This is a genomic window from Dyadobacter pollutisoli (assembly GCF_026625565.1).
Classification (GTDB): Bacteria; Bacteroidota; Bacteroidia; order Cytophagales; family Spirosomataceae; genus Dyadobacter; species Dyadobacter pollutisoli.
Genome location: NZ_CP112998.1, coordinates 3,352,268 through 3,371,805, shown reverse-complemented (window position 1 = coordinate 3,371,805; position 19,538 = coordinate 3,352,268). Strand labels below are relative to the sequence as shown.

Genomic DNA, 19,538 nt, shown 5'->3' with positions numbered 1-19,538 from the left:
GACCTGGACCGTATGAAAACCAAAGTAACCGCCGGTGAACACCCCTGGATCGACAGCTGGAATAAACTCATTACCGATCCTCAGGCCCAAAACACCTATACCCCGGCCGCGCGGGCCAATATGGGTTCCAGCCGTCAGAGGGCCGATGCTGATGCCCATGCAGCTTATCTCAATGCGCTTCGCTGGTATATTTCCGGTGATAGCACCTATGCCGAGTGTGCAGTAAGGATTTGTAATGCCTGGTCTTCGACGGTGAATCAGGTTCCTACTGGTACTGACATACCCGGCCTGAGCGGTATCCCCATCTTTGATTTTGGTATGGCAGCAGAATTGTTGCGCGTTTATCCCGGGTGGGCAGCGGCAGATTTTGACCGGTTTAAAAACATGATGGTAACTCATTTTTATCCCGTGGCCCATAACTTTCTGGTTAACCATAACGGGAGCTGCATCAGCAATTATTGGTCCAACTGGGACATTGCCAACATTGGCGCTATCCTTACCATGGGCGTACTTTGTGATGATCGGGCAAAATTCGACGAGGCGGTAGACTATTTTAAAAACGGCGCAGGAATGGGAAGCATTATGAATGCTGTTCCTTTTGTGCATCCGGGTAATCTGGGCCAATGGCAGGAAAGTGGCCGCGACCAGGAGCATGCCCAGCTGGCGGTCGGGATGCTTGCTTCCGTATGCGAGGTAGCCTGGAACCAGGGCCTCGACTTGTATAGCTATGATAACAGCCGCCTGTTGGCCGGAGCTGAATATGTGGCACGTACCAATTTGTCGTTACCCGTTCCTTATTCGGCATATAACAATTGCCAGAATGCGAATCAACTTTGGGTTTCTATCAATGGCATGGGCCGTTTGGATGATCGCCCGGTCTGGGAAATGATCTACAACCATTATGTGGTCCGTATGGGTTTAAATGCCCCTAATGTAAAGGCAATGGCCCAACTGATCAGGCCTGAACATGGGAGCGCTGATCATTTTGGGTATGGTACATTGGCGTTTACGCAAAACGCTGCTGCTTCGCCCTATCCTCCTTCGCCCGTTCCTTCTGTTCCCGCGGGCCTGACAGCGACGGCCAGTACCGGTCGGGTATTTTTGAAATGGACAGTTGCAAATGATGCCACAACCCAGGGTTATAACGTGCTGCGTTCCACCGCGAGCGGAGGGCCTTATACTTCCATTGCCTCGTGGACGGATAACACCTATCCGCAATATACAGACGGGAGCGTGGCCAATGGCACAACTTACTATTACACCATATCAGCCAATAATCAGTCGGGTAACAGTGGTAACTCGGCAGAAGCTAGTGCCACGCCGATGGGATCAGGAGCTCTGCCTGACGGATGGGCCAGGCAGGATGTAGGAACGGTTAGTGCAGATGGCAGCGCCAGTTATGCTAATGTCTCTGAAGGTACTTTCGTTGTCAGTGGTTCGGGATCCGGTATCGGCGGCAACTCCGATTCGTTTGGCTATACCTATGGAATAGTGACCGGTGATTTCACGATGACAGCAAGGTTGTCGGCTGTTGGTGGCACATTGAGTAAAACGGGGATTGTGTTTCGTGAATCACTTGCGCCGGATGCGAAGGCCTTGGTGATGAAGCTGGGCGATGCAGGATGGCGACAGGCCGGTTTTGGAACAAGATCTGCAACCGGAGGTTCTATGACATGGGTTGGGGGTAACGATTACACCTGGGTCCCGGCCTGGTTTAGAATACAACGCTCCGGGAATACTTTTACGGCCTATCAGTCTTCCGACGGGGTTACCTGGTTTACGGTCGGTACCAGCACCGTGGCGATGGCCGACTCCTATTATGTCGGACTGGCGTCATGTTCGGGGAGTACCACAGGAGCGCTTGCCAATTCTACATTTGATAATGTGACTATGGCAGGGGGAGGCAGCACTACGCTCGCAGCCCCGGCAGGCCTGACCGCTCAGCCAGGTAATACCCAAGTGCCCCTAAGCTGGAACGCTGTAAGCGGCGCTGCCAGTTATTCTGTAAAGCGTGCAACGGTTAGCGGCGGACCTTATGTAACGGTTGCTACTGGCCTCACTGCCGTGAATTACACTGACACCGGTCTGTCGAATGGGACCACCTATTATTATGTCGTTGTAGCTACGAATTTTGCGGGTGAAAGCCCTAACTCTTTGGAAGTTAATGTTGCGCCGGTACTTTCTCTGGCACCGGTTCCGGTTGGGGTAACGGCTACATCCGTATCTGCCAGCCAGGTTAATTTATCCTGGACGGCAAGCCTGGGCGCCGCTACATATCATGTAAAACGTGCAACAGTAAGCGGTGGACCTTATACTACCATTGCCAGTCCGGCCACTGCTGGTTACAACGATGCTGGATTGACTGCTTCGACGACCTATTATTATGTGATCACAGCCGTCAATGCCATAGGCGAGTCGGCCAACTCAGTACAGGTGAGCGCAGCACCCGGGCAGGTTGCCTATTGGAAGTTTGATGAAACAAGCGGCAGTACTGCGGCCGATTCCTGGAGTGGAAAAACAGGTACGCTGGCCTCAGGAGCAACTTTGGCAGCTGGTAATGTCAGCAATGCGGTGAGCCTGGATGGTACTGCTGCCGGATATGTTACGTTTCCTGCTGGCCTGATGAGCTCAATAAACGATTTTAGCGTCGCAACCTGGGTAAAATTGGATGCATCTGCGAACTGGGCACGTCTTTTTGATTTTGGTTCGGGAACAACAAACTACATGTTTCTGACGCCCAGAAATGGCGCGAACGGAACATTGCGTTACGCGATTCTGGCTGGTTCCGGAGAACAGGTAATCAACAGCAGTTCAGTGATCGCCACCGGCGTATGGACGCACATCGCGGTGACGCAATCCGGTACCGTCGGGATCTTGTATGTAAATGGTGTTGAGGTAGGACGGAACGCCAACCTGACCCTTAAACCTTCCAGCTTAGGAAATACGTCCCAAAACTGGATTGGTAAATCACAGTTCGCCGACCCACTTTTAGCAGGAAAAATAGATGAATTTCAGATTTACAACCGGGCTTTGAGCGCTTCGGAAGTATCCAGTCTGGTGGTTCTATCTACGCGTCCGGCAGCTCCCGCACCGTTGTCGGTTACGGCAGGAAATAACCAGGTCACATTGAATTGGACTGCTTCAACAGGCGCGACCAGTTACAATGTAAAGCGGTCTACTTCGCTGGCCGGCCCATACGCCGTCATTGCCAGCGTAACCACTACCAGCTATATTGATGCTGGGGCGGACAACTGTGTTACCTACTTTTACACTGTATCGGCGGCTAACAATATAGGCGAGGGCGCAAATACTGCTCCCGCAAGCCTTTCATTTGGAAGTAAATTAAGTGGTACCCTTATTGGAACATCAGGCTCATTTGGCAATGTTGCTGCCACTACAAAAGCCGCAGCGATAGACGGTGACCCGGCTACCTTCTTCGACGCTCCACAGGCCAGCGCCTGGGTTGGCTATGATCTCGGGTCCAATGCTCCCCGTGCAATTACACGGGTACGTTACGCGCCACGAAGCGCCTATGCTGTCAGAATGGTAGGTGGTATTTTTCAGGGAGCCAATGCGGCCGATTTTAGCGATGCAGTAGCTTTATTCACGATCAGCACTGCACCCGTGACAGGTGTATTGACGGATCAGATGGTTTCCAATTCTACACCATTCCGTTACGTGCGTTATCTGGCACCCGCCACAGGCTACGGTAATGTCGCAGAGATTGAATTCTGGGGATTGGATGCACAGGTTCCTCAGATCATCAGCGCTACTGCCAGCCAGCAAATCGAATTCGGCACAGCGTTTAATTACACGATTGAAGCCACAAACCGGCCGGATCAATTCAGCGCAACCGGTCTGCCGGACGGTCTGAATGTGAATGCATGCACAGGAATTATCACCGGTACAGCAACAGTCGGCGGGACATTCTCTATTGCCCTTAGCGCCGGTAATGCCTGGGGTGCCGCCAAGGATACTTTGGTGCTGGTTATCAAACAAAATCAAACGATTACGTTTAATGCCTTGACCCAAAAAGTACTTGGCGATGCGGGTTTTGCACTTACAGCCACAGCATCTTCTGCATTGCCCGTAAGTTACACCAGTTCAGATACAACGGTTGCCACCATTGTGAACGCACAGATTTACATAAGGGCAGCAGGCACCTCTACCATTACTGCTTCGCAAGCTGGAAATGGCACATATTCTGCGGCCGGTCCGGTTACGCAGCTTCTGACGGTGCTTCCTTTCAACCTGAAAGTGCAATATCAGAATGCGGACGTCAGCCAGCCTGCCAACAATGTGGTCAAACCCTATATGAAGATCGTTAATGAAGGGCCGGTTGCGGTCGCTTACAACGAGCTGACCGCCCGGTATTGGTTCACTGCTGAGAATTACGCCGTTATCAACACCTGGATTGACTACGCGCAATTGGGCAACAGCAAAGTGAAGATGAAATACGTACCGCTGGATCTGCCGCGTAATGGTGCCTATGGTTATATTGAATACAGTTTTGATGCATCAGCGGGTAACCTTGCGGTGAATGGGAATTCCGGACCGGTCCAGTCAAGGTTTGCTAACGCCGACTGGTCCATACTGAATGAACCGGATGACTATTCATACAATGCAATAGCGACTTATCAGTTGAATGATCACATTACGCTTTATCGCAATGGAATGCTGGTATATGGTACAGAACCAGCCGCGGCTGCACCGGTAGTGGCGCTTAAAGTATTCTCGGCAAATAAAAGCACAGGTGTGAGTGCGAATTCAATCTCTACGTATTTAAAAATAAATAATGAGGGTAATGTGCCTGTGAATTACGCGGATGTAAAAGTTCGTTACTGGTTTACCAAAGAGGGGACTGCCAGCCTCAATTACTTCATAGATTATGCCAAGCTGGGAAATTCGAATGTAAGTGGACAGTTTGTTACGCTTAACCCCATGTTAAATGGGGCAGATACCTATCTTGAATTGGGGATAAATCCGGTGGTCGGAACCTTGTACCCAGCAGGCAGCACTGGCAATATCCAGTACCGCATTGCAAAAACCGACTGGTCTGCTTTTGATCACGCCAATGACTATTCCTACAAAACCGAGGGAGACTTTGTTGAGAACAATCATATTGGAGTCTATTATCAGGGGGTACTCATTTATGGAACGGAGCCTGCTGCTGCCAACGGACGGTTGTCGGCGGAGATCGTCGCTCCGGAATCTACGGCTTTTCAGGTGACAAGTCTTGGGAATCCGGTTACCGATGGTCAGGCAGTTGTGGAGATCCAGGGAGCCAAAGGACAGTCGCTACAAATGACAATGATCGATATGGATGGCCGTGAGTTGATGAAACAGGATTTGGAAATAAAATCAAACCTGGAACGTCACAGCTTTAAATTATATCGCCAGGCATCCGGAACGTACCTGCTTAGGATAGCGGGTAAGGAAAAGGCGGTTACGATAAAATTGATCAAGCAGTGAATTCTGTTGCGTCCAGGCCGTAAGAATAAATTGCAGCGTGACTGGCAGGCAGGGGAACTTGACATGCTTGAATACAATCATCAGCGGATGGTGCATCAAACGGTTTGGTTTCACTTCTTCTTTTTCGAAGACTTTGCCTCACTATTAAATTGCAAGCTTAGATCGATCCAGTAATCAAATTCGGCTCTGGTTTTCAGGGCACCCTGTTCAATGAGTACATATCCTATCATGGGTCGGTTTGTGAAATCCATGGTGCGGCATCCTGGTTTTTCGACGGCTGCTTCGTGAAAGGCCGGGTCGATGCGGCACATCAATTCAGCTTTGATGATCCCTACGCACATTTTGTCGTTGTACATGAATGTCAAACCACCCATCATGGCTTTTTCTTCGATGTTGGGTAGCTCCGAAAGCCGCTCGCGAACACGGTTTGCTAAATTGATGTCGTAAGCCATGATTAAACTAATAGCATCTTTATGAAATTATCAAAGGCATAAAAAAAATGGATCTACCTGAGACCCGTTGCGTCAGGTTGCCGCAATTGCCCGAGAATTGCGCTCCGGATCAAGTCCGGCCGCCGCCACGGGATAAAATGATTCATTTCAGGAATCATCCGGACACTGACTGGCGCATTGACCAGCATTTGCTTTGCAAATGCCGCATTGCCTGGCGGTACAAGGTCGTCAACTTCGCCCTGGATCACGGTAACAGGAATGCGAATGCTTTTCCAAAGTGGCAGCATCTGAGTCAATTCATCTTTGAGCGGGCGAATTTCACGGTTGCTCACATCTAGGTCCACAGGAATAAGGTACCGGATTGGAAATGCGCCGATAATGGGACGAAACCATTCCTTTTTTTCAAGGTCCGGGTCGATGGAACCCGCAACCATAATCAGGCCCCGAACCTGGCCGGGAGAATCCATGGCTACCCTGGCAATGACCGGGCCACCGAGCGAATGTCCAACCAAAATGGCTTTTGGACCTGCTCCGGTAGCTTTAATGATGGCCACGATAGCCTGCGCCTGCTTGTGCATGGAACTTTCTACTTGCCCCAGCCCCGATTTGCCGAAGCCCAGCCGATCAACGGATATCAAATGGGCATGGTTGTAGAGTGTGGAGTCTTTGAAAAAGTCGATAAAAGCCGTCCATGAGCCGGGAGAGCCATGGACAAAAACAACCAGAGGCAAGGAATCTGCCCCGATTGCGGCGTAATGGATGATCCGGTTGCTATCCACCTTAATTGAATGGAACGAGGGCTTGACTGGCGATCCCTGAAAATATTCACTGATCTCCTGATCGGTCTTCCTGAATGGCATGCATTGGGTTAAAAAGAGAAGAGAGAATGTCATCCAAATGATGAACACTCTTCTTGTATGCAATATTTTATGTTGGGTTGATTTAAGGTTCATCTTTCGCTGTTGTTTCCTCTTCTAAAGTCTCAATTTAGATTTCGCTAATCCAATACATGGCTTTTGATAGGGTTTTTTATGAAGGTAACTTATTCCAATGAAGCCGGACAGGGTTCCCGATGAGATTTTTAGTCTTTTTTTTTTAACGACATAAAGGACTCTTTTTTTGATGGATGATGGACGAAATATTGGACCCATTTCTTTCAAACCGGTTTTTTAGATAGAATTGCAATCTCTCCTTTACCAGTATCGGGGATGGTCCACGATCTGGCCCTTTATCACTCGGATGTTCCGTTATGATTTCATTTTACGTAGGTATTTTTAAATTACGTATTAATATTTGGGGCCTCCTAGTTGCGGTTTATTTGCCTAAGATTGATATAAACAAAATATATAGGTTGTTAATCAGATAATTAGCATCATTTATATACATAATCCTCCATAATTTATAACATTTAGAAGAAGTTTGCTAAACTCATTGTGCGTACGTAATTAATTGCTAGATTTGAATTGTATACTTACGTACAACCATAAACTTCTACGCGAATGAAAAGACTTGTTCTCTCTTTTGGTTTCATGTCAGTCTTGTTTGGAGGCGCCGCCCAGGCTGGTGGCTTTTCAGACAAACGGGATGAAAAAGCGGCCCGAAAGGCCAGGTTACTGCGGGAATTTGCCAGTTACGCCGCGCCGGTAGATTCCGTTCCTGTGTCCGGCCAAACTGATGTGGCGGATTTCAAACCTTCCATTCATGTAGGCGCGATTGTACATATGTTCGCTTCCGCAGAGCAGTCGGGCTTCGGTGGTGGAGCAATGGCCGAAGCGAAAGAATGGAACAAAGGGTTTACCCTTTACCGGGCCAGGGTTTTGGTAGGCGGGCAATTGTCCAGAAAAGGGAGCTTTTTTATGGAGACAGACCTTCCTTCGCCCATCGGCGTTCAGCTGGGCAACAATACCAAGAATGTGAAAGTGGCCCCTATCATACTCGACGCCCAGTATGAACATGCTTTTTCCAATGCATTTCAATTGATCGCCGGAATGCAGCTGGTTTCTAATAACCGTAACGGACTGCAGGGTGCCGCAGGATTGATGGCAAACGATTTCACCTATTTTCAATATCCCTATAACCTTTTCGCAAACAGCCCCTTGCAGGGAAACTTCGGTCGGGACCTGGGAGTCAATGCGAGAGGCTTCGTTTTGAAAGACAAATTGGAATACCGGCTTGGCGTTTTTACAGGCAGGAACCTGGATGGCCAGGCACCATTGCGTGTCGTCGGGCGCGTTGCTTATAACTTCCTTGATGCCGAAAAGGATTATTACTATGCCGGTACCAAGCTCGGAAATGGAAATACATTTGCGTGGGGCGCAGGATTCGATGCGCAGGGATCTTACTATAACATTGGTACCGACGTTTTCATAGACAAAAAAGCGGGTAATGCAGGCTCGGTGACACTAAATGCGGCTTTCCAATACATGACAGGTGGTACCAACGTCAACTCGAAGTATTCTTTTGCAGGCCTGATCCCCCGTCAGAATGTTCAGTTTCTCGAATTGGGCTACTATTTCACCAAATCAAAGCTACAACCCTGGGTAAGGTTTGAAAATCAGGATATCTCTGCTAAAAAGGAGCAGGTTGGGTCGGAACTGGTGGCCAATTTTGATAAAACAAAATCCAGTAAGGTTTATGGTGCGGGCCTCAACTACTTTTTCAATGGCAGCAACACGAATCTGCGTTTATCCTACGTAGCCAGGCAGTACAATGTAGCCAATTCGTCGGGCGATTATGCAACCAAATCCTACGGTCAGTTTTGGTTACAGGTTCAGTTTTTCATATTTTGAGGATATACTAGCTAAGTTCGCAGTAAATAATTTTCACTCTGTATCACTATTCAAATTTATACGCATGAAAACATTTAGAATCCACCAATTGGCTCTGGCGCTGCTAGCCGTCATGGGTATCGTTTCAGGTTGTGGAAGTTCGGCTTCGGGAGATAAAAAAGAAGAAGGCGCGGAAACCGTCAAAGTTGGGATATTGCATTCGCTGAGCGGCACAATGGCCATTTCGGAAGTCTCGCTCAAAGATGTAGTGCAGATGGCGATCGAGGAAATCAACGCAAAAGGTGGCGTATTGGGCAAGCAAATCGAGCCGGTGATTGTAGATCCTGCGTCTGACTGGGATTTGTTTGCGGAAAAATCAAAGGAATTATTGCTGGACAAAAAGGTATCCGCAGTGTTTGGCTGCTGGACGTCGGTTTCCAGAAAATCAGTACTGCCGGTTTTTGAAGAGAACAATGGCCTGCTTTTCTATCCGGTGCAATATGAAGGAGAAGAATGTTCGACCAGCGTTATTTATACCGGCGCCACCCCCAATCAGCAATTGATCCCGGCGGCGGAGTACATGATGAGCGAAGAAGGCGGTGGCTACAAGAAATTTTACTTGCTGGGTACGGACTATGTTTTTCCGCGCACCGCCAACAAGATCCTGAAAGCCTTTTTGTTGTCCAAAGGAGTTCCGAAAGAAAGCATTATTGAAGAATATACCCCATTTCATCATCAGGATTACCAGACGATTGTGTCCAAGGTAAAGCAATTTGCGGCAGGTGGCAAGGCCTGCGTGCTTTCGACGATCAATGGCGATTCGAATGTTCCTTTTTATAAAGAATTTGCAAATCAGGGGTTGTCCGCGGCAACCTGCCCGATTATGGCCTTTTCCGTAGCTGAGGATGAACTGCGTGCTACCGATACCGAATTTCTGGTGGGTCATTTGGCAGCCTGGAATTACTTTCAGTCCATGGAATCTGCGGAAAACAAAAAGTTCGTAGACGATTTCAGGGCTTTTTGCAAGAAAAATAATCTGCCGGGCGGCGACAAGCGCGTAACGGATGATCCGATCTGCTGGGCTTACACAGGTGTGTATCTCTGGGCAAAGGCAGCTGAAAAAGCTGGCTCGTTTGAAGTCTCCAAAGTTCGCCCTGCATTGTATGGAATGGAATTCAACTCGCCAGATGGTTTGGTGAAAATGGATACCAAAAACCATCATTTGGCCAAACCGGTAATGATCGGCGAAATTAAGCCCGATGGCCAGTTCGATATAATCTGGAAATCGACGGGCCTCGTTGGTCCCGAACCGTGGTCGAAGCTTACGTCCCCTGACAAGGACTGCGATCACGTAGGTCACGGTGGAACGTATACAGTTGCCCGTAAGTAAATATTGCCCGTTTTTTCATCTAAAACGTGAATGTTATGAAGTACATTGGAAAAATGTTACTGGGGCTTTGCCTGTGCCTTTTGGTCCTGAAAAATGCCTCCGGGCAGTCAGACAGTCTGGGTATTTACGTAGGTAATGTCATCAACCCGCCCAATGATTCGGCCAGGGCTGAGGCACTGCAAAGATTGGTCGCGATGCGTGATCCTAAGACTTTCCCTTTCCTGGGGGCAATCAATGGTAAAAAAATATACCTGTTCCGGGGCAAGTCCGTCACGACGGGAGAGGCAGAGGAAATCGATGGAAAAGAGCTTTTTCCATTGTACTTCCTCTATCCCGAGTACAAGCCGGTGAATGATAAGGCTGGCAAGCAGATGAAAACCAGTACGGCATCATTGGAAAAAGCCAACATCAGCCGCTCCGATAGGTTGTTATTAAATCCGGTTTTACCCTATCTCAACCTGGCCAATCCGGACCCGAAAAAACGCAGCATTGCCTACGGACAGCTATTGAATGCATCTGACTCCACCCGCATAACGATCCTTGCCGGGGCTTTGAACCTGGAACAGGACCAAGACGCGCTCACAGCCGGGAAGGAAGTACTCTATCAGATGAAACTGAACATTGCGGCTTCGGAGCAGGAGGCAAAGGCTTATATGGACAGCCTGGACAATAACTGGGGTGAAAACGTGACCGTGATCCTGAAAGAATATGCGGCTACCGGAAAGGTTGCAGGCGCGCGAGCTTATGCGGCTGAAAAAGTAGCCGGGTTTGAAGTTCTGCAAGGCAGGATAACCAAAGCGCAAAACCTGTTCAGTGGCATAAGCCTGGGCAGCATTCTCATTTTGATTGCCCTGGGACTTGCCATCGTGTACGGCCTGGCCGGTATTATCAATATGGCACATGGCGAGTTCATGATGATCGGGGCTTACTCGACATTCTGCGTCCAATCGCTTTTCATGGAGGTGCTGGGCATCCGTTCCGACTTATTCTATTTTGTGTCGCTGCCTGTGTCCTTTTTAATCGCAGGTGTTTTCGGGCTGATCCTGGAACGTTTGGTTATCAGGCATTTGTATTCCAGGCCGTTGGAGAGCCTTTTGGCTACCTGGGGCGTCAGTCTGATCCTGGTACAACTGGCCAGAAGCATTTTTGGCGACCTTACTGCGGTTAAAGCGCCGTCATTTTTGGCGGGAGGCTGGCAGGTGATGCCGCATTTAATTCTTCCATACAACAGGCTTTTCATCATCGGGCTGACGATTTTGGTGGTATCACTCACTTATCTGATGTTGTACCGCAGCCGGTTGGGGATACGCATCCGGGCTGTTACGCAGAACCGCAGCATGAGCTCCTGTCTGGGCGTGGAAACCAGGAAAGTGGATGCGATCACCTTCTTTCTCGGCTCGGGATTGGCTGGTATGGCCGGTTGCGCGATGACGCTGGTAGGCAATGTTGTTCCGGATATGGGACAAACTTACATTGTCGATTCCTTCCTGGTAGTTGTAACAGGCGGTGTCGGCAAAATCGCCGGGGCTATTGTTTCAGGGCTAGGCATCGGATTCCTTACCAAAGTGCTTGAATCATTCTACGAAGCGGTATACGGAAAAGTACTCATACTTGCTTTGATCATTATTTTCCTGCAATTCAAGCCACGAGGGCTGTTTCCTGACAAAGGCAGGATTGCAGAGGACTAATAAGTTATAACAGCTAATCTTCCTATTACCGTGGAAAAAATCAAAGATTACCGCCTGTATCTGGCCTTTTTGGCGCTGTTCCTGATCCTGTTGCCTGTGGGTAACCTGCTGGGCCTGGTATCCACCAACACGATTTCTCTCTGGGGACGCTACTTCTGCTTTGCCATCGTGGCGATTGGTGTTGACCTCATCTGGGGATATACGGGCATACTGTCCATGTGCCAGGCATTCTTTTTCTGCCTGGGCGGGTATGCGCTGGCCATGCACATCGTATTGAGTGGCGCCGGTGCATCCAATGGAAGTGATCTGCCCGATTTTATGGTATGGAACCAGGTCCAGTCGCTTCCTTTTTTCTGGGTACCTTTTCAATCTTTTGGCCTGGCAATTATTCTGGGCCTACTGATACCCGCCGCTTTTGCTTTCGTTTTTGGCTATTTTATTTTCAGGAGCCGGATCAAAGGGGTATATATGGCCATTATAACACAGGCACTTGCGCTGGCTATGTGGTTGCTTTTTCTTAGAAATGAAACAATGTTGGGAGGTACCAATGGTCTGACCGATTTCAAGAGCCTGCTGGGGTTCAGCCTGTCTGCTGCTAATGTCAAGCTGGGTTTGTACCTGTTGTCCCTCATTTTGCTCTGTTGTTTTTATTATTTGAGTAAAAAACTCGTCAACTCCAAGTTCGGCAAAGTGTTGCAGGCCATACGTGACAGCGAGTCCCGCACCAGCTACACAGCCTACCGCGTACTGGACTACAAACTTGCCATATTCATATTCAGTGCGGTACTGGCGGCGGTTGCCGGAATGCTTTATGCACCCCAGACCGGCATCATCACGCCGGGCAGAATGGACGTGAAAGCTTCTGTCGAAATGGTGATGTGGGTAGCCCTCGGAGGGCGGGGGAAATTAAAAGGTGCTATTCTTGGCGCGCTGACTGTCAACTTCTTATACAGTATCTGCACCAGCCTTTTCCCGGATTCCTGGCTATTTATTCTCGGTTTTCTCTTCGTGATCACAGTACTCTATTTCGACAAAGGTTTCTTTGGTGCAATAGAGGCATTGGGTGAAAAACTAAAACGGAAACCAGTGCCCGGCCGGCCTGTTTCGGAGCACGAATCCGTGCAATCCTGAGCTTTGTAAAAACAAATTACAGATACTACAAAACCGATTTATATGCTACTTACGGTTCGTGATCTTTCAGTTTCTTTCGGTGGTGTTCATGCATTGAACCTGAGCCATTTTAGTTTAGAGGACAAAGAACTCCGTGTGATTATTGGTCCAAACGGTGCCGGGAAGTCAACATTTCTGGATATTTTATGTGGTAAAACAAAACCCAATTCGGGCGAAGTACTCTTCAACGGAACGCCGGTACTTGGTAAAACGGAGGTCGAAATAGCCAATTTAGGAATTGGCAGAAAATTTCAGAAACCGTCTGTTTTTCCAAGTCTGACGGTCTACGAAAATATGCTGCTGGCCTTTAAAATGAAAAAAAGCATTCTGGCTTCGCTCTTTTTCAAACCTACCGAAGAAATTGATACCAGGATACGAGAGGTTGCGGCCAGGGTAGGCCTGGTGAAAGAATTGAAAAAGATAGCCGGTGAGCTTTCGCATGGTCAGAAGCAATGGCTGGAAATTGCGATCGTCGTATTGCAGGATCCCAGGCTAATGCTCATTGACGAACCAGCCGCGGGTATGTCGGATGAAGAAACTGAAAAAACCGGCGAGTTACTCATGCAGCTATCCAAGCAGCACGGTATCATTGTGATCGAACACGATATGAAATTTGTAGAACAGATCGCACAGGACCTGGTTACCGTTTTGGTCCGTGGAAAATTGCTGGTGGAAGGCTCTTTCGGGGAAATCCGCAACGACCAACGTGTGATCGATAGTTACCTCGGACGGGCTAATGTGCAACTTGAAAACTTCTGAAAAATGAGCGAATCTATTTTAAGGATCCATGGACTGAGTTCTGCCTATGGGCAAAGTACCATTTTATGGGGTACAACCCTGGAAGTAAAGCAAGGTACTGTTACTACCATTATGGGCAGAAATGGCGTGGGTAAAACGACGCTCCTGAAAACCATTATGGGCTTGGTAACCCCCAAATCGGGCACGATAGAGTACCGTGGGCAGGACATTACCGCGCTGCCACCGTATCAAAAATCAAGAATGGGGATCGCATATGTTCCCCAGGGACGTGAGATTATTCCTAAACTGACGGTTTATGAAAACCTGAAACTCGGGCTGGAAGCTGTTGGCGACCGAAAAGCCAAAATTCCCGAAGATGAGATTTATACCATGTTCCCCATCCTGAAAGAGTTCAGAAAAAGGCTCGGGGGGAATCTGAGCGGCGGGCAGCAGCAGCAGCTGGCGATTGCCCGGGCATTAACCGGCAGGCCATCGTTATTGCTACTCGATGAGCCCACAGAAGGCATTCAACCCTCCATATCCCAGGAAATCGGGCAGATTTTAAGGAAACTGGCGAAGGAACAAGGTATTTCCGTTTTACTGGTGGAACAAAAGATCGATTTTGCGCGCCCGGTCACGGATTACTTTTATTTTATGAACCGTGGAGTAGTCGTTTCGGAAGGTAGCTCTGACGAAATGAGTATGGAGGAACTGCAAAATCACATTTCGCTATAAAAGGATACCTACGTATATTTACACGAAGGGATTCTGCCGTTGCCGTGCTTTCTGAATCTTTTTCATCTTGAAAATCATGGCTATGCTCAAAAAGGAAACGATTACAGACGAACCGCAGGAGAAAAAAACATTTCTTTATTTTACCTGGCTTTATGTTTCTGCGCTTTTGATCGTAGCGGTGATATCCATTCTGAGCCAGATACTTATCCAGAAATACCTGACAGCCCAGCGGGACGATTCTCACATTATTAATTACGCAGGCCGCCTTCGCACGTATAGTCAGACGCTCAGCAAGACTGCATTGCTGATCGAGTCGGGCAGGGACATTGAATCGAACCAGAAAGAATTTGTCAACACATTGAGGCAATGGCAAAAGGCGCATCAGGCTTTGATAGGGGGCAATTCTTTTCTCAATTTACCTCCTAATAACCGGAAGGAAATTGCGATGATGTATGATATGGTCAAGGAGCCCTATCAGGAAATACTGACCGCCGCCAATGGTATGGAGAAAGCCAAATCGACGGATTCTGCTGCCATTAAGGCTTATGTGAAGAAAATCCTGGAATACGAAAAATCCTATCTGCTCGGAATGGAACTGATTGTGTTTGACTATGACCGGTTTTGGCGGGAGAAAGTACGTACGCTCAAAGAAATCGAATATATCCTGCTTGGCGTGATACTTTTCACCCTGCTGCTCGAAGCAGGGCTTATCTTTTTCCCGCTGTCCGTTAAGATCCGCCAGACGATGGTCGGGCTCATCCAATCGGAAAACAGGGCGAAGAAACTGGCCGAGCAGTTGCAGGAAAGCAGCAAATCCATAGAAAAATCACATAAAGAGCTTCGGGAGACCAACTATGCGCTCGAAAAGGCGACCTACCTGGTGAAAACCGACAGCGAGGGCCGGATCATTTATGCTAATGATAAGTATTGCCATGTGACCAGGTACAATCTTTCGGACTTGCATGGACGGCCTTTGTTTTACAACAATCAGGGTGGAAAAGAAAGCATTATCTATGACCATATCCGAAATCCGCAGCGGAGGACCGATGTGTGGCAGGGCGAAGTTTACGATACCGCTTCCGACGGTGCGGGTTTCTGGCTGGATGTGACAATGATGCCCATCATTGACAATGACGGCAGCCTTTATCAGTACCTGGTAGTTTGTAACGACATTACAAAAAGAAAAAATACGGAGCGGGAACTATGGTTACTGACCGAGGAAAAAATGCGCCGGCAGGAAACGGAGCAGCATATCAGATCTTTTTCGATTATCAACGGTCAGGAGAAAGAGCGGGAGCGGATCGCGGCGGAGATCCACGATGGTATAGGGCAGATGCTGACCAGTTTGCGGATGAAACTCGAACAGGTAGATGACCGGATGGAGCACAAAGACCCCGAAATCCAGCGGGTAAATGAATTGCTTGCCAGTATTATCTTCGAAACCAAGCGGATTTGCGCCGATCTTCTGCCTAGTGTGCTGGAAGATTTCGGCCTTCGCTCGGCGATACGGGAACTGGTGAAAACCTGCCGGGAAACCGCTACTTCCATTACTTTTCACCTGGAAGAAAACATCCAGTTCGAGGCATTTCACCGTGAAGTGGAAATAGGTGTTTTCAGGATTTTGCAGGAGGCACTCAACAATGCCATCAAACATTCAGCGGCTACGATCATCGAAGTACATATCGACAGCGATCCCGAATTTTTGAATATCATTATTCAGGATAATGGAAAAGGCTTTTATTTTGACAACCAGTACATTTATTCACGAGAGAAATTTCCCAAGGCACACGGGTTGCGAGGGATGAAAGAGCGGGCTGATCTGCTCAATGGCGTGTTGAACATTAATTCGGCGCCAGGACAAGGTACTACGGTGCAACTTGAATTGCCGTTTAGCAAAACACAATCATAATTAGAACCAATTATATAGCGATTCTTTGAAATGAAAAAAATAGCCGTCTTTGTAGTCGATGACCATGAAATTTTCCGAAACGGGCTCAAACAACTTATCAATAACGAGCCGGATATGGAGGTGATCGGGGAGGCCTCGACGGGAGAAGAGGCGATTGAAATGTTAGCTCAAACCGTTGTGGATGTGATCATTATGGATATTCGGATGCCCGGTATCGGGGGGCTCGACACAGGTAAATCTGTTTTGAAGAACAACCATAAGGCGAAACTGCTTTTTTTTAGTCTTTTCGATAATCCGGATTATGTCATCACCGCTCTGGATATGGGTGCAAGCGGCTACATTCTCAAAGATACCAGTAACAAAATATTTCTTCACGCGATACGAACCGTCCATAACGGGCAATTTTACTTTATCGGGGATGTTACCGATACCTTGGTACGTAAGTATCATGAGCAGAAAAATGCGTCGGGTAAGGTGCAAGCCAGTCAGCCTTCTGAAATATCGCTTTCAAAACGCGAGCAGCAGATTATCAAGATGATACATCAGGGCGTGACGAATAAGGAAATTGCGGATACGTTGGAAATTAGCATCCGTACCATTGAGGCGCACCGGCTCAATATTTTACGCAAGTTTCAGGTCAATACCATTGAAGAGGCGGTCGAGAATGCGAAAACCGCATTATTATTGGATTGATCATTAAAAAAATTTGGATTGCTTGGAATACTTTTTGATATTTACGTACGTAACAATACCTAAGTATTAAAGCCCATGCATTTATCTCCCCGTGAACAAGAAAAGCTTCTTTTGTTTTTGGCTGGTGAACTAGCCGAAAAGCGTAAGCTACGCGGACTAAAATTAAACTACCCCGAATCGGTGGCCCTGATCAGCAGCCGGTTACAGGAGGCTGCGAGGGACGGGAGATCCGTAGCCGAGCTCATGCATTTCGGATCCACTATTTTAATGCGGGAGGATGTTATGGAAGGTGTTCCGGAAATGATACCGGACATTCAGATAGAGGCTACATTTCCTGATGGTACCAAATTGGTTACAGTTCATTACCCTATCCGCTAATCACAACATTATCATGGTTCCAGGAGAATATTTTCTAGCGGAAGGGGAAATTGTCATTAATGCAGGCAAACCAACCGTCACCGTAACGGTAGTCAATACCGGCGACCGGCCCGTGCAGATCGGCTCCCATTTTCATTTTTTTGAAGTAAACCGGCAGCTGTTGCTCGACCGTGCGAAAGCTTACGGAATGCGATTGAACATTGCCGCCGGTACCGCAGTCAGGTTTGAGCCGGGAGAAGAGAAAGAGGTGTTGCTGGTGGAGATCGGCGGTAAAAGGAAAATAACCGGTTTCAGCAACCTGGTTGATGGTGATCTGGGCGAACAAAAAAGCAATGCATTGGAAAAGGCCCGCGCCGAAAACTTTAAAGATACGGCCCTATGAATGTTTCAGTCAACAAGATACGCTACGCCAATATGTATGGCCCGACAACGGGAGACAAAGTCCGGCTCGGCGATACAGAGATCATCATTGAAATAGAAAAAGACCTGTCGCTCGGTTTCTGGCCAAACTACGGCGAGGAATCGAAATTCGGCGGCGGTAAGACTATCCGGGATGGTATGGCGCAATCTGCCACCGCTACCAGGGCCGAGGGTGTACTGGACCTGGTAATAACCGGGGTGATGATCATTGATCACTGGGGCATTGTAAAAGCCGACATTGGTATCAAGGACGGCAAAATTATAGGGATCGGAAAGGCTGGCAACCCCGATACCACCGACGGCATTTACCAGAATATGGTCATCGGTGCTTCCACAGAAGTACACGGCGGTGCCGGGTTGATCGCCACAGCCGGGGGAATTGACACCCACATTCATTTTATCTGCCCGCAGCAGATCGATCATGCTCTTTTTAGCGGAGTAACGACCATGATCGGAGGCGGTACCGGGCCTGCGGACGGCACAAATGCTACCACGGTGACGCCCGGCGCCTGGAATATTCAGCGGATGCTGGAAGCGGCCGAAGCTTTCCCGATGAACCTGGGATTTCTCGGAAAGGGGAATTGCGCATCGCTGGCACCGCTGGAAGAGCAAATTGAGGCCGGGGTGATCGGGTTAAAAATCCATGAAGACTGGGGTGCAACGCCTGCGGTGATTGATGCCTCGTTGAAAATGGCCGACAAGTACGATATCCAAGTGGCTATTCACACGGATACGCTCAATGAGTCCGGTTTTCTGGAAAGTACGATGGCGGCGATCGGCGGGCGGGTCATTCACACCTACCATACCGAAGGAGCTGGCGGTGGCCACGCGCCGGATATCATCAAAGCCGCCATGTACCCGCATATTTTACCCTCCTCTACTAATCCGACGCGACCATTTACGGTAAACACCATTGATGAGCACCTGGATATGCTCATGGTTTGCCATCATCTCAACAATGCAGTGCCTGAGGACGTAGCCTTCGCCGATTCACGGATCAGGCCGGAAACCATTGCCGCCGAGGATATTCTGCACGATATGGGCGTGTTCAGCATGATGAGTTCGGATTCGCAGGCGATGGGACGGGTGGGTGAGGTCATTATAAGGACCTGGCAAACGGCTGACAAAATGAAAAGGCAGCGCGGAGCATTGGCCGAAGACAAAGACAATGGAAATGACAATTTCAGGGCAAAAAGATATGTGGCCAAATACACGATCAATCCGGCGATTACACACGGGATTTCCGACTATGTGGGTTCGCTGGAAAGCGGAAAACTGGCCGACATTGTGTTATGGAAACCTGCATTTTTTGGGGTAAAACCTGAGCTCATTATCAAAGGAGGCATGATTATAGGCGCCAGAATGGGCGATCCCAATGCTTCCATACCTACTCCGCAGCCTGTAATGTACCGGCATATGTTCGGGGCTTATGGCAAGGCGCTGTACCGTACCTGCGCCACATTTGTATCACAGCTGTCACTGGACCGCAATGTTGTGCAGCAGTATGGTTTACAAAAAATGATTTTACCGGTGAAAAACTGTAGAAATATTTCAAAGAAGGACCTGATCCATAATGATGCTACCCCGACTATTGATGTCAATCCTGAAAACTATCAGGTACATGTCGATGGGGAACACATTACTTGTGAACCGGTTACGACTGTCTCTTTATCTCAACGTTATTTTTTATTTTGATGGCCACACTTGCACATACTATTTTAATGA

General features: G+C 48.4%; 14 protein-coding genes. 12 read left to right on the top strand and 2 right to left on the bottom strand.

Going from position 1 to position 19,538, the window contains the following annotated elements; genetic code table 11:
• Positions 1–12 precede the first annotated feature (12 nt).
• On the top strand, positions 13–5,472 hold the full coding sequence (locus ON006_RS13765; protein ID WP_244820371.1) for a cellulose binding domain-containing protein: 5,460 nt from the start codon (positions 13–15) through the stop codon (positions 5,470–5,472).
• A 110-nt stretch (positions 5,473–5,582) separates the two neighbouring features.
• Here the strand turns inward: ON006_RS13765 and ON006_RS13760 are convergent, their stop codons facing one another.
• Together ON006_RS13760 and ON006_RS13755 are read right to left on the bottom strand one after the other, a co-directional pair.
• Positions 5,583–5,924: a TfoX/Sxy family protein gene (locus tag ON006_RS13760; protein ID WP_244820370.1), complete on the bottom strand. Its 342-nt coding sequence runs from the start codon at positions 5,922–5,924 to the stop codon at positions 5,583–5,585.
• A gap of 53 nt (positions 5,925–5,977) precedes the next feature.
• A complete protein-coding gene (locus ON006_RS13755) occupies positions 5,978–6,784 on the bottom strand; it encodes an alpha/beta fold hydrolase (RefSeq protein ID WP_244820369.1) in 807 nt (268 codons plus the stop codon).
• 639 nt (positions 6,785–7,423) lie between these two features.
• Between ON006_RS13755 and ON006_RS13750 the strand changes: the two genes are divergently transcribed.
• The 11 genes from ON006_RS13750 (at position 7,424) to ureC (ending at position 19,508) form a co-directional block, all read left to right on the top strand.
• Complete coding sequence (locus ON006_RS13750; RefSeq protein WP_244820368.1) at positions 7,424–8,713, top strand: hypothetical protein; 1,290 nt, start codon at positions 7,424–7,426, stop codon at positions 8,711–8,713.
• A 64-nt stretch (positions 8,714–8,777) separates the two neighbouring features.
• Positions 8,778–10,082 (top strand): urea ABC transporter substrate-binding protein, encoded by a 1,305-nt coding sequence (gene urtA / locus ON006_RS13745; RefSeq protein WP_244820367.1) that lies wholly within the window; start codon positions 8,778–8,780, stop codon positions 10,080–10,082.
• A 35-nt stretch (positions 10,083–10,117) separates the two neighbouring features.
• Positions 10,118–11,770 (top strand): urea ABC transporter permease subunit UrtB, encoded by a 1,653-nt coding sequence (gene urtB, locus ON006_RS13740; RefSeq protein WP_244820366.1) that lies wholly within the window; start codon positions 10,118–10,120, stop codon positions 11,768–11,770.
• A 30-nt stretch (positions 11,771–11,800) separates the two neighbouring features.
• Positions 11,801–12,901 (top strand): urea ABC transporter permease subunit UrtC, encoded by a 1,101-nt coding sequence (urtC, locus tag ON006_RS13735; protein ID WP_244820365.1) that lies wholly within the window; start codon positions 11,801–11,803, stop codon positions 12,899–12,901.
• Between the two features lie 42 nt (positions 12,902–12,943).
• Positions 12,944–13,699 carry an urea ABC transporter ATP-binding protein UrtD gene (urtD, locus tag ON006_RS13730; RefSeq protein WP_244820364.1) on the top strand — a complete coding sequence of 252 codons (756 nt, stop codon included), beginning with the start codon at positions 12,944–12,946 and terminating at the stop codon, positions 13,697–13,699.
• Positions 13,700–13,702: 3 nt separating this feature from the next.
• Positions 13,703–14,413, top strand: a complete 711-nt coding sequence (gene urtE, locus ON006_RS13725) for an urea ABC transporter ATP-binding subunit UrtE (protein WP_244820363.1) — start codon at positions 13,703–13,705, stop codon at positions 14,411–14,413.
• Positions 14,414–14,489: 76 nt separating this feature from the next.
• Positions 14,490–16,322: a sensor histidine kinase gene (locus ON006_RS13720; protein ID WP_267609984.1), complete on the top strand. Its 1,833-nt coding sequence runs from the start codon at positions 14,490–14,492 to the stop codon at positions 16,320–16,322.
• A 30-nt stretch (positions 16,323–16,352) separates the two neighbouring features.
• Positions 16,353–17,015 (top strand): response regulator transcription factor, encoded by a 663-nt coding sequence (locus ON006_RS13715; RefSeq protein WP_244820361.1) that lies wholly within the window; start codon positions 16,353–16,355, stop codon positions 17,013–17,015.
• A gap of 75 nt (positions 17,016–17,090) precedes the next feature.
• Positions 17,091–17,393, top strand: a complete 303-nt coding sequence (gene ureA, locus ON006_RS13710; RefSeq protein WP_244820360.1) for an urease subunit gamma — start codon at positions 17,091–17,093, stop codon at positions 17,391–17,393.
• A 13-nt stretch (positions 17,394–17,406) separates the two neighbouring features.
• A complete protein-coding gene (gene ureB, locus ON006_RS13705) occupies positions 17,407–17,775 on the top strand; it encodes an urease subunit beta (RefSeq protein WP_244820359.1) in 369 nt (122 codons plus the stop codon).
• Positions 17,772–19,508 (top strand): urease subunit alpha, encoded by a 1,737-nt coding sequence (gene ureC / locus ON006_RS13700; protein ID WP_244820358.1) that lies wholly within the window; start codon positions 17,772–17,774, stop codon positions 19,506–19,508. The genes ureB and ureC overlap by 4 nt, the downstream gene beginning before the upstream one ends.
• Positions 19,509–19,538 lie beyond the last annotated feature (30 nt).